Source organism: Acidovorax sp. JMULE5 (genome assembly GCF_013376875.1).
GTDB classification, from domain to species: domain Bacteria; phylum Pseudomonadota; class Gammaproteobacteria; order Burkholderiales; family Burkholderiaceae_C; genus Acidovorax; species Acidovorax facilis.
The window spans coordinates 4,418,931-4,433,820 of sequence record NZ_CP035951.1; the positions used below are offsets into that span (position 1 = coordinate 4,418,931).

Consider the following 14,890-nt stretch of genomic DNA (forward strand, 5'->3'; position numbering starts at 1 on the left):
GGTCAGCCCTTCATGGGCGTCAGCATGCCCATGCCCTTGGGCGTCTTGATCGTGGTGCAGGTGCCTGCGGGCACAAACTTCCAGGCGTTGCCCTGGTAGTCCACCTTGGCGGAGCCCGCGCAGGTGGTGCCGGGGCCGGCGGCGCAGTCGTTCTTGCCAGCCATCGAGACGCCGTAGCACTTCTCCATGGCGGGTTTGGCGCCGTCCATGGAGGTGGTTTGGGCCATGGCGGCGCCAGAGGTCAGGGCTACAAGGGCAAGGGCGCCGAGGCTGAGGGTGCGAGTGGTCATGGTACGGTTCTCCGAGGGTTGGGTCAGGGTTGAATCCGATCGGGGTGCAGCGAGAGGCCGCGTTGAACTGCCCGATCTGCGTTGTAATTCGCGCAGCGCAACTTGCGGGTTACAGCGCTGTACAAAAAAAATTTCGGAGCGGCATGGCGAAACATTTTTTTGCGATGCCTGTAACCCAATGGCTCCGGCATACGAATTTCTTGCAGGGAGACACCATGGAGAGTGTGGAAGAACGCCTGCGCGGCTTGTTGATGCAGGGGCTGGATGCCGACGCAGCCGCCTACCAGCGCTTTTTGAAAGAGCTGAGCGCCCACCTGCGCGCCTTTTTGCGACGCCGCCTTACGCAGCGGCCCGATGAGGTGGAAGACCTGGTGCAGGAGACGCTGCTGGCGGTGCACAACCAGCGCCACACCTACCGGCCTGAGATGCCGGTGACGGCCTGGGCGCACGCGATTGCGCGCTACAAGCTCATCGACTGGTTGCGCTCGCATGCCGTCAAAGAGGGGCGCAACGACCCGCTGGACGATGCCGACGAGTTGTTTGCCAGCAGCGACAGCGAGGCCGACGAAGCCCGGCGGGACCTGGGGCAGTTGCTGCGCACGCTGCCCGACAAGCAGCGGCTGCCGATTGAGTATGTGAAATTGGAAGGTTTGTCGGTGGTCGAGACGGCGCGCCTCACGGGGCTGTCGGAATCGGCTGTCAAAGTCGGCGTGCACCGGGGGCTCAAGGCCCTGGCCGCCAAGATCAGGGGAATGGCATGAAAACCGATGAATTGATCCACCTGCTGGCCGCCGATGACCGGCCGGTGCAGCGCAACGCGATAGAGCAGCGCTTTGTGGTGGCCGCACTGGCGGGCATTGCCGGCGCCGGGGTGCTGATGCTGGCCCTGTTCGGTCTGCGCCCTGATCTGCTGGCCACCATGGCGCTGCCCATGTTCTGGGGCAAGCTGGTGTTTGCCGCCGCGCTCGCTGCTGCCGGGTTGGCGCTGCTGCGCCGCATGGCCCGCCCGGGCATGGCGCTGGGCCACGCAGCCCTGTGGCTGGCCGTGCCGCCGCTGGTGCTGTGGGCCATGGCGTTGTGGGCGTTGTCGCAGGTGTCCGCCGCAGAGCGCATGCCGCTCATCCTAGGCAGCACCTGGCGCACCTGCCCGTTCAATATCGCTGCGCTGTCGATGCCGGCATTTGTTGCAGGCTTTTGGGCCCTCAAGGGCGCAGCCCCCACGCGCCTGGTGTGGACGGGTGCGGGCGCTGGTTTGCTGGCGGGTGCGCTGGGCGCCTTGGTGTACGCCCTGCATTGCCCCGAAATGGCCACGCCCTTCCTGGCTGTCTGGTATGTGGCGGGCATGACCATCCCGACTGCGCTGGGGGCGGTGCTGGGGCCGCGCCTGCTGCGTTGGTGAGGGGGCGCGGCAAGTGTGCCAAGCGCCCTGGTGGTTCAGGCGCTGACGCGTTTGTTGTAGGCGCGGAAAACCGTGTCCAGCGTCCAGCCCAGCGATTCGTAGAGGGACTGCGCGGTGGTGTTGGTGTGTGCTGTGGTCAGGTCCATGCGCACCTTTCCATGGGTGCGGGCCGTGGCTTCTGCTGCCATCAGCAAGCTGCGTCCGGCGCCTGTCTTGCGGGCGGCGGGGGCCACGAACAGGTCGTACAGCGTGTAGATAGGGGCGGCCTCCACCGAGCAGAACGTGGGGTAGAGCTGGCAAAAGCCTACCGCCGTTTGCGACGCATCCAGCGCCAGCAGGATCACCGACTCTTCACGCTCTAACCGCTCCGCGATGAAGGCCTTCGCTCCGGCCAGGTCTGGCGCCTGCTCGTAGAACTGCCGGTAGGCATCAAACAGCGGCGCGACGGTGTCGGCGTCGGCCGGGGTGGCAAGGCGGATGTGAACAGTGGTCATGGAGACATTGGGACGGCTGTGGGGCGCGAAACTGCACCAGATTCTTGCAAGGCTGTACCCCGGATGGAATACAGGCGGACGCGGATTGTAGGAGGGGGCTGTCCGCGTCTTGGGCGGTCGTGTGCAGGGTCAGGCAACGTCGCTGCGGGGCTGCAGCCACCGCGCCACCGCCTCCACCCGCGCCTGGTGGATCAACGCACCCACCTGCGGCCCAGCCACGCCCTTGGCCGCCGCCTGTGCTGCAATGTCGCGCGTGACCACCGACTGCACGGCCGCCAGCACAGCCGCCAGCCGCTGGCGCTGCGGGTAGGCGGATTCTTCAAACCCCAGCCGTCCGCGTGCATCGCATTCGCAGGCCAACAGGATGTCGGCGAACCGCTCGGGCTTGCGGATGGCGTCGCAGCGCTCCAGCAGGCGCACCAGCGCGGCGGCCGACAGATCGGTGCTGCGGTGGATGTGGCCATGTTCGCGCGCCACCACATCGGCCGTCTCGCGGCAGTCCACGGGCACCCGCAGGCGCTCGGCCACATCTTTCAGCAGCTCCGCACTGCGCTCCTCATGCCCGATGTGGCGCGGCAGCATATCGGCGGCCGTGGTGCCCTTGCCCAGGTCATGCACCAGGCAGGCAAACCGCACGGGGAGTGGTGCCTGCAGCCGGGCCGCCATGTCCAGCACCATCATCAGGTGCACGCCGGTGTCCACCTCGGGGTGGTACTCGGCCCGCTGGGGCACGCCCCACAGGCGCGCCACTTCGGGCAACAGCACGGCCAGCGCGCCGCACTCGCGCAGTACCTCGAACATGCGCGAGGGTTTGTCTTCCATCAGGCCCCGCGCCAGCTCCTGCCACACGCGCTCGGCCACCAGGTGGTCCACCTCGCCATGCGCCACCATCTCGCGCATCAGTTGCATCGTCTCGGGCGCCACCGTGAAGTCGGTAAATCGTGCTGCAAACCGCGCCACACGCAGAATGCGCACCGGGTCTTCGCGGAAGGCGTCCGTCACATGGCGCAGCACCCGCGCCTCGATGTCTTTGGCTCCAGAATATGGGTCAAAAATGCCTCCAGCGCTTGTCCCATAAGCACTAGTAGCTATTGCATTGATAGTGAGGTCGCGGCGGGAAAGGTCTTCTTCCAGCGTCACGTCGGGCGAGCTTTCCACCACAAAGCCCCGGTAGCCGCGCCCGCTCTTGCGCTCGGTGCGGGCCAGCGCGTATTCCTCGCGTGTCTCGGGGTGCAAGAACACCGGGAAGTCTCGGCCCACGGGCAGGTAGCCCAGCTCCAGCATCTGCTCGGGCGTGGCACCCACCACAACCCAGTCGTGGTCATTCACCGGCCGGCCCAGCAGCTTGTCGCGGACCGCGCCGCCTACCATGTAGATTTGCATCGGTGTAGTTTAGGACGAGCCCTCGGCCGTATATTCCAGCCCACCATGTCCCTATCGTCCGAACTCACCATTGCCCAGCTCAACCCCGACGGCAGCGTGCCCGTGCCCACGGCGCCCGACGCAGCGGCCAACGCCGCCGCCGAAGCCCTGCAGCGCGAGGCGCAGCTCGAAGCCTTGAAAGCCAAGGTGGACGACCTGCAAGAGATCCTGGCCAAGCCGCTCAATGAAATCCTGGCCGACCGCGACAAGTTCAAGGAAGCGATGGCCGCGTGGGATGCCTTCGGCGCCATGTGGATGCTGTCACAGCGCGCCATGAAGCGCGTGGCGCTGGATCTGGCTGCGCAGCAGGGTGTGAGCGACGAAGAGGTGGTAGCGCGTGCACTCGCCTATGCCAACCAGGTACTGAACGCGGAGGAGGAAGACCTGGGCGGCACCATTGCCCCCGCCCAGTTAGCGCATATTGCGCGGCACAAGCCGTTTTTGCGCAAGCAGTTCCGGTAGTTGGGCGGGTGCGCCCACGCCTGTTCAGCGGAACACCGGCCTGAAAAAACTCCGCTCATAACTCACGATGCACCCCGTCTCCTCGGCGTAGCGGAACGCTGCCTGGCACTCCGCGTCTTGCATCGACTGCTCTCGGTACACCTCGTAGGCCGCGAGGCTCTCGAACGTGAACAGCGCCAGCGCAATGTTGTTGGCGCCCTCGCTGGGCATGAAGTAGCCGTGGTGCTGGCCGCCGAACTTCTCGACCAGTGGAATCCACAGCTTGCCGTAGTGTTCGAACTCCTTGAGCTTGCTGGTGTTGAGCACGTAGCGCAGGTAGATGGTGACAGCCATGGCGATGCTCAACCCTCGGTATGGCGCAGGCGGTAGGGCTCTTCAAAGTCCAGAAAGTCCTTCTCGGCCAGGGCTTCGTCGATCCAGGCTTTCACGCCGGGCAGTGCGCGCACGCGGTCTACATAGGCCTTGATGGGGGTGGGTACGGGCAGGGCATAAGAGTGCAGGCGCATGCACACGGGGGCAAAATAGGCGTCGGCCACGGTGAAGTCGCCAAACAGCAGGGGGCCGCCGTGCTCCTGCAGCAGTGCACTCCACATCTCCACCAGGCGCTGGACGTCGGTGCGCACGCCGGCTTTGTCGCGCCAGATCAGCGCGCCGGCATCGGCCAGATTCGCCTCAATGTTCATGGGGCAGTTGCCGCGCAGGGCGGTGAAGCCGCTGTGCATCTCGGCGCAGACGCTGCGTGCGCGCGCTCGGGCCTTGGCGTCTGCGGGCCAGAGCTTCTTGTCGGGGTGGGTTTCGGCCACGTATTCGGCAATCGCCAGGGTGTCCCACACGACCAGATCGCCATCGATCAGTGCAGGCACCTTGCCCGTGGGGCTCACGGGGCTCATCACACGCTTGAACTCCGAATCGGCGTCAAAGCTGTCGAAGCGCACGCGCACTTCTTCAAACGCGATGCCCGCCTGCTTGAGCAGCACCCAGGGGCGCATGGACCAGGAGGAGTAGTTCTTGTTGCCGATGTAGAGCTTGAGCATGGGGGCACCTGAAAAATGAAGGTCAGCTCGCCATGCTAGCGGCTGCGCGATGCGCCAGCGATGCCAAAAAAGGCCTGAATGATGCGTAGCGCGCATCACCGGGCCCCGAGGAGCCGGTCTGGCCGCTCAGACAGGCCAGACCACCCCGTTGTCATTCAGGATGGCATCGAGCGGCAGGTCGAACTCCTCAGGCTCGAAATCATCCAGATAGCCATGGGTGAAGCCCAGACCCACGGTGAACGGCTTGGGCTGCAGCGTGGCCAGCGTGCGGTCGTAAAACCCACCGCCATAGCCCAGCCGGTAGCCACCCGGAGCGTAGCCCACGCACGGAACAAACAGCAGCGTGGGCACGATGACCTCAGTGTCCTTGGGCTTGGGGATGCCGTAGGCGTCTTCTTCCATGGGACAGCCGGGGTACCAGGCGTGGAAGGTGAGGGTCTTGTGCTGCTTGTTGACCACGGGCAGGCCGATGCGGCGGCGCAGGGGCTCGTCCAGCAACTCGCCGTCTTCCTTCCAGCGGTGCAGGGCGGGCAGGGGGTCAAACTCGCCCTTGATGGGCCAGTAGGCACCAATCACCGTATCGGGCCGGTTCACCAGCCAGATGCGCATCACCTGCTGTAACAGGTCGGCCCGCTGTAGGCGGTCGGGCAGGTTGAGGCGTTCTTCTATCAATGCGCGCCGAAGGGCTGCTTTGTCCATCAGATAATTCCCCCATGCAATTTCTCAGAGCGATTCTGACACCCCTTGTGGCCGCCACCCTGCTGGCTGCTACCGCGCCCCTTGTCATGGCGCAAAACCGTGGTGACGATACCCTGCTGGAGATGCAGCAGGCGTTCCGCAAGGGCGACCGCAACAAGCTCGCGCAGCTGCTGCCCGCCGCACGTGGCCACGCGCTGGAACCCTGGGCTGCCTACTGGGAGCTGCGCGTGCGTCTTGGCGAGGCCTCGCCACAGGAGATCCAGTCCTTTATGCAGCGCTACGCCGGCACCTACCAGGAAGACCGCCTGCGCAACGACTGGCTGCTGCTGCTGGGTCAGCGCCGCGACTGGAGCCAGTTTGCCGAGCAGCACCCGAGCTACCGCATGTCGGACGACCGCGAAGTGCGCTGCTACGCCCTCCTGATCGACCAGATCAAGGGCACGGCACCAGCCACCGTGGCCGAGGACGTGCGCAGCAACTGGTATGCGATCCGCGACGCCGACGATGGCTGCACCCACGCCGCGCGCGAGCTGTATGGCTACAAGAAGCTCTCGGCCCTGGATGTGTGGCGCAAGGCCCGCCTGGGTGTGGAGGCCAACCGCCCCCGCGTGGTGCGCACGGCGGTCGAAATCGTCTCGCCGGAATCGCTGCCGCAGGTCAAGGATGTGCTCGATGCGCCCAGCAAGTACCTGCTCTCGCGCGCCACTGCCGCTGGCAAGGCCCGGCAGGAACTGGTGCTGCTCGCCCTGTTGAAGCTGGCCACCAGCGACCCGGACAGCGCGGCCTACCAGCTGGAGAACAAATGGGGCGTGCACCTCTCTGCCGAAGAGCGCAACTGGGCCTGGGGCGTGATTGGCAAGACCGCCGCGCAGAAGCTGGCCAGCAACGCCCATGGCTACTTTGCCAATGTGACCAAGGACAGCGACCTCAACGACGACCTGCTGGGCTGGAAGGTGCGTGCCGCCCTGCGCGCTGGCCAGTGGAAGGCCGTGGGCAAGGCTGTGGACGCCATGGGCCCTGAAGGCCGCCAGGACAGCACCTGGGTGTACTGGAAGGCGCGCTCGCTGCTGGCGGGCCGCGTGAGCGATGCCGAACGCGCCGAAGCACGGCAACTGCTCGAAGGCATTGCCGGAACGCGCGGCTTCTATGAGCAGCTGGCGCTCGAAGAGCTGGGCCAGCGCATCACCACGCCGCCCGCGCCCGCACCCCTCACCGCCGAAGAAAAGGCCGCCGCTCGCGCCAACCCGGGGCTCAACCGCGCCCTGTACGCCATCCTTCTGGGCCTGCGCAGCGAAGGCGTGCGCGAGTGGAACTACACCACCAACCTGCACCAAAGCGGCGGCATGCCCGACCGCGAATTGCTGGCCGCCGCCGACTTCGCCTGCCAGCGCGAGGTGTGGGACCGCTGCATCAACACCAGCGAGCGCACCAAGAGCGTCGTGGACGTTACGCAGCGCTTTCCCACCCCCTTCCGCAGCGCGGTGGTGGAGCGTGCCAATGGCATCGGCCTGGACCCGGCCTACGTGTACGGCCTGATCCGCCAGGAAAGCCGCTTCATCATGGATGCGCGCTCGCACGTGGGCGCCTCGGGCCTCATGCAGGTGATGCCCGCCACCGCGCGCTGGACGGCCAAGAAGATCGGTCTGAACGGTTTCACGGCCGACCAGATCAATGACCGCGACACCAACATCACCATCGGCACGGCCTACCTCAAGCTCGCGCTGGACGACTTTGCGGGTTCCATGCCCATGGCCGCGGCCGCCTACAACGCAGGCCCCGGCCGCCCGCGCAGCTGGCGCAACGGCCCGGTGCTGGACGCCGCCATCTGGGCCGAGAACGTGCCGTTTGCCGAGACGCGTGACTATGTGAAGAAAGTGCTGTCCAACACCACCAACTACGCAGCCATGCTCACCGGTCAGCCCCAGTCGCTCAAGAGCCGCCTGGGCACGATCGGCCCGCGTGATGCGGCGTTGCCAGAGGTGAACAAGGATTTGCCTTGATGGGTCGGTGGTTGCTATAAATAGAAGAGCTGCTGGCGCTTATCGGATAAGCGCTAGCGCCTATTTTTTCCAATATTTGGAGGGGTAAACCATGAGAAAACTGGGTTGGGTGGCCATGGTCGCCCTGGCGATGGCTTTGGGCGCAGCAGCGCAGGCGCAGCCGGTGTACAAGTGGGTCGATGCCGACGGCAAAACCCATTACGGATCGCAGCCGCCGAGTACCTCGCAGGATGCTGAGCCGATGAAGCTGCAGAACAACAACGGCACCAGTGGCAGCGGTGGGGCAGGCAGCAAGGGCAGTGCCTCTTCTGCTGGCAAGTCGGCGGGTGCCACCCAGTTCAACCCCGACGGCACCAAGAAGATTCCAAAAGACGTTCAGGAATTTGGCGAGGGGCTGAAGAAGGCCCTGGGCACGGTGGACGGCAAGCAAGTGCCGCTCAACTGCGCCACCGCAGTGGACAACATCCACTACCAAGCCGACCTCATGCTGGAAGTGGGCCAGAAGAACGTGCGCGACGGTTACATGGCCCAGGCGGACTTTGACAAGGCGGCACCCAAGATCCGTGAAGCCAAGGGCAAATACAGCCTATCGGACTGCCAGGGCGCATCGGGCAACAAGAAGGCGTTCTACCAGTGCATGTCCAGCAGCAACAACCATGTGACGGGGTGCGACAAGCAGCACAAGCATTGAAGCCGTGCCGAGGCGCTGTGTGCCGTCCCCCAAGAGAGACGCCTGCAGCGGCTCTGTCAAGGGCGTGCCGTGGCGGCACTGACTGAGGTGCATTGCTGGGGTCAGCAGGGATGCCAAGGTCCGGGCGGACGTCGTATCTATGCGTTGTGCAGCATGTCACCCTGGCGGGTGGCCGCACCGGACCGCACCAGTTCGTCGCTCAGGCTGCCAAGCCATTCAACCTCGGCCTGATCGGCAAAGTGGCGCTCGCGGAGCATGCCGAAGTAGGGCGTGGCCTGCGCCCAGGCAGCCAGGTCCTGGAGACTGATCTGCTGCCATTCCAACAGCTTGTACTTGAGCAGCACCTTGGCCGCATAGAGCGCATGTTTGCCCGGGTTGCGCACAAAACCGTCCAGGCGGCGGCGTGCGCCATCGATGGCACGGGGCGCATCGACAAACACCGGCCCGTGGCCGGGGATCACGACCTGGGGCGATAGCTGCTCGATCACATCCAGCGTTGCGGCCACCTGGGCGAACGCGTCTTCGCCTTCCAGCTCGGGAAACACCACGCCAAAGCCGTTTTCCCACAGCGCATCGGCCGAGATCAGCACGCGGCCCTGGGGCTCGAACAACACCACCGAATGCGGATCGTGGCCCGGCGCGGCATGCACCTGCCAGGGCTTGTCGCCGAGCAGCACGCAGGAGTCGGGCATGAGCAGCGTGTCGGCCCGAAAGGGCGGACATTCCTGGCCCGTCGGGGTGTAGCTGAGCGCATAGGCATCCCACTGGCGCACATGGTCGGCCTGGCCGGGTGGAATGGCCGTGAGCACGCCGGGCCAGGCCTTTTGCAGCGCGGCATTGCCGCCGCAGTGGTCGCTGTGCAGGTGGGTGTTGAGCAGGCGGTCGAGTTTGCGGCCCGCGAGTGCGTCGCGCACCAGGTCCACGGTCTGCCCGGCATGGCTGCAATAGCCCGTGTCCACGATGGCGGTGTCGTGCTGGCCGATGAAGAGGATGTTGTTGGCCGAAAGCCAGCCGCGTTCGAGAACGGTGATTTCAGGGGGGAGGAGATCGTGGGGCGCTGTGGTGGGCATGGGGGCAGGAATTCGGGGCTTCGGTGGCGGGCTTCAACGCCGCGCCGTGGGCTGATGCCCAGCGTACCGCAGGTCGTGCCTGCCCGAAGTCCTCCAAAACCCGCAGCCTGGCCACCCAGGCTGTGTCAGAACGTGACGCCCGCCACCAGGATCACGTTGGCATACGGGGTGCACTCGCCGGTGCGCACCATCACGCGGGCCTGCTGGGTCAGGCGCTTGAACTCTTCGTGCGATAGGGTGCGAGGCTCCACAGGCAGCTGGCACCACGTGGGCAACTGGCCTCCGTTGCGCTCCACGGCTTCGGTGGCGATCACGGCTTTTTCGACCTGCATTTCTTCCAGCACCACCCGCAGCACATCGGCCACGGCCGGGATGCCCGGCGTCAGCGCCAGGTCAATGCGGCGCGGGCCATTGGGGATGGGCAGTCCCACGTCGCCAATCACCAGCATGTCGCCGTGGCCCAGGGTGGCGATGGCGTGGGAGAGTTCGGCGTGCAGCAGGGCGGTGCGTTTCACAGGGGGCTCCAGGCGGGCGGTTGGGGGCTTTGCGCCACGGCGGCGCGGGTGGGGATGGAGGGCTGGGCGCCGGGCTGGGTGACGCACAGCGCCGAAGCGCGGATGCCCTCGCGCACGGCGGCATCGAGCGGCTCGCCGCGTGCCAGTGCCACGGCCAGCGCGCCCAGAAAGGTGTCGCCTGCGGCCGTGGTATCCACCGCCTGCACGACCAGGCCAGGGTGATAGCGGTTGCCTGCAGCATCGGCGGCCACGGCTCCGGCGGCGCCCAGGGTCACCACCACCTGGGTGGGGCCCTTGGCGCGCAGGGCCTGCGCGGCCTGCGCGGCATCGGCGGGCGTGGTCACGCTCTGGCCCGCCAGCGCGGCGGCTTCCACCTCGTTCACCACCAGCGTGTGCACCAGCGGCCACATCGCATCGGGCAGGGGCTGGATGGGCGAGGGGTTCAGCACCACCGGGCAACCCGCCGCACGGGCCATCTCGGCGGCGGCCAGTACCTGGGGCAGGGGGGTTTCGAACTGCAGCACCAGGCCGCCTGCGCCGTGCAGTGCGGTGCCCAGCGCGGCGGCATCCAGCACAAAGCGGCCGTTGGCGCCGGGCACGACCACGATGCGGTTTTGCCCGCTGGCCTCCACGGTGATGGCGGCCACGCCGGTGGTGGTGTCGGTGTCGGTCTGCACGCCGCTGTGGTCTATGCCGTCGGCATCGAGCCCGGCGCGTAGCGTGTGGCCGTAGCCGTCATCGCCCACGCGGCCGAACAAGGCCACCTGGGCGCCCTGGCGTGCGCAGGCCACGGCCTGGTTGCCGCCCTTGCCGCCGGGGACCAGGTGCAGGGCGTCGGCCAGCACGGTCTCGCCAGGGCCCGGCGCGTGTTGAACCTGCAGCACCAGGTCCATGTTCAGGCTGCCGACGACGGCGATGCGGGGCGTGTGGGTGGTGCTCATGCCGCACCTCCAGGCGCATGGGCCGTGGAGGCGCGCACGCGCAGTTCGGGCTGCAGCATCACTTTGCGTGCGTCCTGGCGCTTGCCGTCGATGCGCTCCAGCAGCATGTCCACCGCCAGTGCGCCGATGCGCTGCTTGGGCTGGGCCACGGTGGTGAGCGGCGGGCTGGTGAAGGCGGTGAGTTCGATGTCGTCAAAGCCGACGATGGACAGTGCCTCGGGCACGCGCAGGTCGCGTTCGTGCGCGGCGCACAGCGCGCCCATGGCCATGAGGTCGTTACACACGAAGACGGCAGTGGGCGGCTCGGGCGCGCGCAGCACCGCGTGCATGGCTTCGTAGCCGCCCTGGCTGGTGAAGTTGCCGTGCCACAGCAGGCCTTCGCCGGTGCCGCAGCCCGCGTCGGCCAGGGCCGTGCGCCAGCCGGCAATGCGCTGCTCGCTGGGCGCAATGCCTTCGGGGCCGCCAATGCAGGCAATGCGGCGGTGGCCCAGCGACAGCAGGTGGCGCGTGGCCAGCAGGCCGCCCTGCATGTGGGCGGTTTCCACCAGGTCGCAGGGTTGTTGCCCGGCGATGTCGATTTCGCGGTCCACCAGCACGGTGGGGATGGACAGGCCCGCCAGCTGCGTGGCCAGCGTGGCGTCATGCCCGGTGGAGACCACGATGAGCCCGTCGATGCGCCGCTCGGCCAGCACCTGCAGGTAGGTGCCCTGGCGGTGCGCCTCGTCGTTGGTGTTGCACAGGATGACGTTGTAGCCCGCGCCAAAGCAGCGGTCTTCCACGCTGTGCACGATCTCGGCAAAGTAGGGGTTGGAGCTGTTGGGGATCAGCATGCCCAGCGTGCGCGTGTTGTTGCTCTTGAGGCTGCGCGCAATGGCGCTGGGCACGTAGCCCAGGGCGCGGATGGCGGCCTCGACGCGCTCGCGCCCCTCGGGGCTCACGCGGCGCGTGCCGTTGACAACGTGCGACACCGTGGTGACCGACACCTCGGCGTGGCGCGCAACGTCCTTGATAGTAGCCATGCAAAAAGAAGAATGAGGTCGTTGTTGGTGGGGCAGACGGTCGCGGTAATCAGTCTCTCAGACCTTGGCGCGGCGCTGGCGCAGCGTGTCCACGATCACAGCCGCCACGATCACAAAACCCGTGATGATGCGCTTGCTGGGCTCGCTGGCGCCCACCTGGGCCAGACCCGCCTCCAGCACCGCGATGATGAGCACGCCAAACGCGGTGTTGACCACCGAGCCGCGCCCGCCCATGAGGCTGGTGCCGCCAATCACCACGGCCGCAATCACCTGCAGCTCCATGCCGGTGCCCGCATTGGGGTCGGCGGCTTCGAGCCGGGCCGACTGCATGAGGCCCGCCAGGCCCGCGAGCAGGCCGGTCATCGCAAACACGATGACGCGAATGGGGCGCGGGTCCACGCCTGCGAGGCGCATGGCTTCTTCATTGGTGCCAATGCCCACCACGCAGCGGCCGAACACTGTGCGCGACAGCACCAACTGCGCCACGACCACCAGCACCACGGCCAGCAAGAAGGCGAACGAGATGCCGCCAAAAAACGGCGCCGACAACCACGAGATTGCATCGCCCACGTACTGTGTGCGCGAGTCAGTGACCACATACGCGCTGCCGCGCACGGCTTCAAGCATGCCCAGCGACACGATGAACGAGGGCAGCCGCCACGCGACGGAAATGGTGCCCGTGATGGTGCCGCACACCAGGCCCGTGGCCAGCGCCAGCGCGGCGGCGGCGGGCACCGTCCAGCCCCATTGCAGGATGGCGGCGGCCGAGGTCGCAGCGGCCAGCGCCATCACCGAGCCTACCGACAGGTCGATGCCCGCAATGATGAGCACAAAGGTCATGCCCACCGCCATCACGGCCAGGGCCGGGATCTCGTTGGCGATGGTGATGAAGGTCTCGGCGCTCCAGAAGTATTCGGACAGCGACGAGAACAGCGCCACCATGCCTGCCAGCACGGCCAGCAAGCCCAGGTAGGTGCCCAGCTGGCTGCGCCAGACCGAGGCAGAGGAGGGTGCCGCAGCGGGCGCGACAGAGGAGGTGGGGGCGTTCATGCGGTGACAGGAGAAGGGGTTGAAGACGGTGTGCTGGTGCGTCCGCCGGGCTCGGAGAACGCGGCCGCCAGCAAGGATTGTTCAGACCATTCGCCGCGCTCGAACACGGCCACCAGGCGGCCCGCGCTCATCACGCCGATGCGGTCGGCCATGGCCATGAGTTCGCGCAGGTCGGACGACACCATGAGCAGCGCGCGGCCTTCGGCGGCCATGCGGTCCAGCTCGCCGTACAGCTCGGCGCGCGCGCCCACGTCCACGCCGCGCGTGGGTTCGTCCAGCAGCAACACGCGGCCTTCGCGGTGCAGCCAGCGGGCAAACACCACCTTTTGCTGGTTGCCGCCCGACAGTTGCCCCACGGGTTGTTCCGGGCCGTGGCAGCGCACGCGCAGGGTGCGGATGAATCCCTGCACCAGGCGGCTTTCGAGCCCGCGCTGCAGCCAGCCGCCGCGCGAGACGGCCGACAGGTCGGACAGCGTGGCGTTGATGCGGATGGGCTGCGACAGCAGCAGACCCTGCGATTTTCGGTCTTCGGTGACCAGGCCCACACCGGCGGCGATGGCCTGCAGCGGGGAGGCGAAACCACGCGAAAGAGTGCGCGCCGCAGGGGCTGCCGTGGTATTTGGTTTTGCTATTGAGTTTGTAGCTGCTTGCGCTTGACCATCAAGCGCTAGAGGCTGTTTTTGTTCAGATTCTGGGTGCAGCGTGACACTGCCACGGTCTGCCCGGTCAGCGCCAAACAGCAGGCGGACCAGCTCGGTGCGGCCCGATCCGACCAGCCCGGCAATGCCAAAGATCTCGCCGGCGCGCAGCTCCAGGCTCACGTCCTGCACGGCGGTGCCCCGGCCCAGGTTTTCAGCGCTCATCACCACCGGGCCCACAGGGCGGCGCGGGCGGTGGTCCAGGTCGCTCACCACGCGGCCCACCATGCGCTGCACCAGGTCGTCTTCGCTCATGCCCGCCATGGGGCGCACGTCCACCAGGCGGCCATCGCGCAGCACGGCCACGCGGTCGGCAATGCGGCGCAGTTCTTCGAGCCGGTGCGACACGTAGATGATGGCAACGCCGCGTGCGGTGAGGTGGGCGATCTGCTCGAACAGGTAGTTTGTCTCGCGCGGGGTGAGCATGGCCGTGGGCTCGTCGAGCACCAGGATGCGCGTGTCGTCCTGCAGGTTGCGCGCAATCTCGACCATCTGCTGCTGGCCGATGCCCAGCTGCGAGACGGGCGTGGCGGGGTCGATGCTGTCGAGCCCGATCTTGGCCAGCTGTGCGCGGGCGGCGGCGTGCAGCACATCGCGCTGCAGCCAGCCCAGCCGGTGCGGCAGGCGGCCCATCAACAAATTCTCGGCCACGGTGAGCGTGGGCACCAGGCCCAGCTCCTGCATCACCATGCGCACGCCCTGGCGCTCGGCGTCGCGGCGCGAGGTGGGGGTGTAGGTTTGACCACCCAGCACCATGCCGCCGCGCGTGGGTTGCTCCAGCCCGCAGAGGATCTTGGACAGTGTGCTTTTGCCCGCGCCGTTCTCGCCGGTCAGCGCCAGCACCTCGCCCGCAAACAGCTCCACATTCACGCCATCGAGCACGGTGGCGGTGTAGTCCTTGCCCACGGCCTGGATGGCGAGCAGGGGCGGGGACTGGGGGGTGGACGAGAGATGGGGCATGACGGCTTGAAGGTTGCGGCTGCGAGGCAGGCGTTATCTGTGGAGCGGTGAACAAAGTTCAGCGAAGCGGTTCTGGCTAGGCGCCGTGTTGCAGGCAGTACTGGAAGTACGACAAGACACGGCAACAATGCCAGAAGAGCTTTGTT

General features: G+C 66.8%; 17 protein-coding genes. 5 read left to right on the forward strand and 12 right to left on the reverse strand.

The window, feature by feature from the left end:
* Window positions 1-2: 2 nt before the first annotated feature.
* On the reverse strand, window positions 3-290 hold the full coding sequence (locus EXV95_RS20120; protein WP_176888206.1) for a DUF2282 domain-containing protein: 288 nt from the start codon (window positions 288-290) through the stop codon (window positions 3-5).
* A 215-nt stretch (window positions 291-505) separates the two neighbouring features.
* Here EXV95_RS20120 and EXV95_RS20125 point away from each other — a divergent pair, with 215 nt between their 5' ends.
* Window positions 506-1,051, forward strand: a complete 546-nt coding sequence (locus tag EXV95_RS20125; RefSeq protein ID WP_176888207.1) for a sigma-70 family RNA polymerase sigma factor — start codon at window positions 506-508, stop codon at window positions 1,049-1,051.
* Entirely contained in the window at window positions 1,048-1,689 is a 642-nt protein-coding gene (locus EXV95_RS20130; protein ID WP_176888208.1) for an NrsF family protein, read from the forward strand. The genes EXV95_RS20125 and EXV95_RS20130 overlap by 4 nt, the downstream gene beginning before the upstream one ends.
* A 35-nt stretch (window positions 1,690-1,724) precedes the next feature.
* Here EXV95_RS20130 and EXV95_RS20135 read toward each other — a convergent pair whose 3' ends face one another.
* Entirely contained in the window at window positions 1,725-2,183 is a 459-nt protein-coding gene (locus tag EXV95_RS20135; protein WP_176888209.1) for a GNAT family N-acetyltransferase, read from the reverse strand.
* A 129-nt stretch (window positions 2,184-2,312) separates the two neighbouring features.
* Window positions 2,313-3,566, reverse strand: coding sequence for a multifunctional CCA addition/repair protein (locus tag EXV95_RS20140; protein ID WP_176888210.1), 1,254 nt, complete (start codon window positions 3,564-3,566; stop codon window positions 2,313-2,315).
* A 45-nt stretch (window positions 3,567-3,611) separates the two neighbouring features.
* On the opposite strand from EXV95_RS20140, the gene EXV95_RS20145 reads away from it, so the two are divergent.
* A complete protein-coding gene (locus tag EXV95_RS20145) occupies window positions 3,612-4,067 on the forward strand; it encodes a hypothetical protein (RefSeq protein ID WP_121507639.1) in 456 nt (151 codons plus the stop codon).
* 24 nt (window positions 4,068-4,091) lie between these two features.
* Here EXV95_RS20145 and EXV95_RS20150 read toward each other — a convergent pair whose 3' ends face one another.
* The 3 genes from EXV95_RS20150 to EXV95_RS20160 form a co-directional block, all read right to left on the reverse strand.
* Complete coding sequence (locus tag EXV95_RS20150) at window positions 4,092-4,400, reverse strand: NIPSNAP family protein (protein WP_176888211.1); 309 nt, start codon at window positions 4,398-4,400, stop codon at window positions 4,092-4,094.
* An 8-nt stretch (window positions 4,401-4,408) separates the two neighbouring features.
* On the reverse strand, window positions 4,409-5,101 hold the full coding sequence (locus tag EXV95_RS20155; RefSeq protein ID WP_176888212.1) for a glutathione S-transferase family protein: 693 nt from the start codon (window positions 5,099-5,101) through the stop codon (window positions 4,409-4,411).
* Window positions 5,102-5,227: 126 nt separating this feature from the next.
* Window positions 5,228-5,800 carry a 5-formyltetrahydrofolate cyclo-ligase gene (locus tag EXV95_RS20160; RefSeq protein WP_121422201.1) on the reverse strand — a complete coding sequence of 191 codons (573 nt, stop codon included), beginning with the start codon at window positions 5,798-5,800 and terminating at the stop codon, window positions 5,228-5,230.
* Window positions 5,801-5,814: 14 nt separating this feature from the next.
* Between EXV95_RS20160 and EXV95_RS20165 the strand changes: the two genes are divergently transcribed.
* Entirely contained in the window at window positions 5,815-7,800 is a 1,986-nt protein-coding gene (locus EXV95_RS20165) for a lytic transglycosylase domain-containing protein (RefSeq protein WP_121422202.1), read from the forward strand.
* A 91-nt stretch (window positions 7,801-7,891) separates the two neighbouring features.
* Window positions 7,892-8,491 (forward strand): DUF4124 domain-containing protein, encoded by a 600-nt coding sequence (locus tag EXV95_RS20170; protein WP_176888213.1) that lies wholly within the window; start codon window positions 7,892-7,894, stop codon window positions 8,489-8,491.
* Between the two features lie 137 nt (window positions 8,492-8,628).
* Here the strand turns inward: EXV95_RS20170 and EXV95_RS20175 are convergent, their stop codons facing one another.
* The 6 genes from EXV95_RS20175 to EXV95_RS20200 form a co-directional block, all read right to left on the reverse strand.
* The gene (locus EXV95_RS20175) at window positions 8,629-9,561 is read right to left on the reverse strand and encodes an MBL fold metallo-hydrolase (RefSeq protein WP_176888214.1); all 933 of its coding nucleotides are present in this window, start codon (window positions 9,559-9,561) and stop codon (window positions 8,629-8,631) included.
* Window positions 9,562-9,686: 125 nt separating this feature from the next.
* A complete protein-coding gene (gene rbsD, locus EXV95_RS20180; protein ID WP_176888215.1) occupies window positions 9,687-10,076 on the reverse strand; it encodes a D-ribose pyranase in 390 nt (129 codons plus the stop codon).
* Complete coding sequence (gene rbsK, locus EXV95_RS20185; protein WP_176888216.1) at window positions 10,073-11,017, reverse strand: ribokinase; 945 nt, start codon at window positions 11,015-11,017, stop codon at window positions 10,073-10,075. Before rbsK ends, rbsD begins: the two co-directional genes overlap by 4 nt.
* A complete protein-coding gene (locus EXV95_RS20190) occupies window positions 11,014-12,036 on the reverse strand; it encodes a LacI family DNA-binding transcriptional regulator (protein WP_176888217.1) in 1,023 nt (340 codons plus the stop codon). Before EXV95_RS20190 ends, rbsK begins: the two co-directional genes overlap by 4 nt.
* Before the next feature lie 57 nt (window positions 12,037-12,093).
* Window positions 12,094-13,086, reverse strand: a complete 993-nt coding sequence (locus EXV95_RS20195; RefSeq protein ID WP_176888218.1) for an ABC transporter permease — start codon at window positions 13,084-13,086, stop codon at window positions 12,094-12,096.
* A complete protein-coding gene (locus EXV95_RS20200) occupies window positions 13,083-14,744 on the reverse strand; it encodes a sugar ABC transporter ATP-binding protein (protein WP_176888219.1) in 1,662 nt (553 codons plus the stop codon). The genes EXV95_RS20195 and EXV95_RS20200 overlap by 4 nt, the downstream gene beginning before the upstream one ends.
* Between the last annotated feature and the right edge of the window lie 146 nt (window positions 14,745-14,890).